At 44.2% G+C, this 875-nt stretch carries 1 protein-coding gene; it reads left to right on the top strand.

Annotated features, from left to right (window positions below; genetic code table 11):
• Positions 1-202: 202 nt before the first annotated feature.
• Positions 203-875 (top strand): AcrVA2 family anti-CRISPR protein (locus tag MTBBW1_RS28480; RefSeq protein WP_222424094.1); only part of this gene is annotated, 673 nt, incomplete at its 3' end.

Here is an 875-nt window from a genome sequence, read left to right as displayed (position 1 = left end):
ACCAAGCTCAGCCGCCCCGCGCTGGCACGGAGCTGAAGGAAACCAACCAAGGCCGACGCGCGGGGTCGGCTGGAGCAGCTTGTTAGGCGGTGATCTTATTGCGGAGATGATGATGAATACATTACATAGCCTTATATCTGATGCGGAGCGATCGGACTTCTACTATTACCCAGACTTGAATAAGGAGTCTGTCGCAAAAAGAATGAGCACAATATCTGCAATCGCAAAAAATGCAGTGGTGTTTGATTTAGGCGAAACTGATAAACTGATTGAAATTCCAGCCTGTAAAACAAGACTTCCATATCAAATATGTTGGTTTGAGTTTATATCACGTGACGTTGAAACCAAAAAACAACTTAAATTAGGTTGCTTAGCTGTTGAAAGCAACGAAAGGTTGATACTTTTTGCTTTTGACAAAAACAAATATAACAGGTGGACATTTATGGGAGAAAGCCGAATAGGCGATGTTGACGGAAAAAACAGCATGGTTCAAAATCATTATCATATTGATATTCCAGAAAAAGCATATGATGATTTAGGTGGCAGGCTAGCCCATTGCGCCCATGTTATATCTTCGGCGTGCATTGTAATGAGTTGCAATAATGTTGTTCAAATTGAAAACAAACCATCAAAACTCCAAAAAATGAGAACTTGCAACAAAAGAAAAAACCTTTTTTCAACATGGACGCTTCACATCAAAACTGAGCGCAAGGAATACGAACCGCGCGGAGGAACGCACGCATCACCACGCGTTCACCTGCGTCGCGGTCATGTTCGGCAATTCAAACCAGGCCAATTCACCTGGGTTCAGCCGTGCTTGGTGAGGGGGCAGGGCCAGGGCATGATCCACAAAGACTATGCGCTTTGTTCCGCCA

The organism is Desulfamplus magnetovallimortis, from assembly GCF_900170035.1.
Lineage (GTDB): Bacteria > Desulfobacterota > Desulfobacteria > Desulfobacterales > Desulfobacteraceae > Desulfamplus > Desulfamplus magnetovallimortis.
The sequence above is the reverse complement of the archived record's forward strand: the minus strand, read 5'-3'. Positions and strand labels throughout refer to the sequence as shown.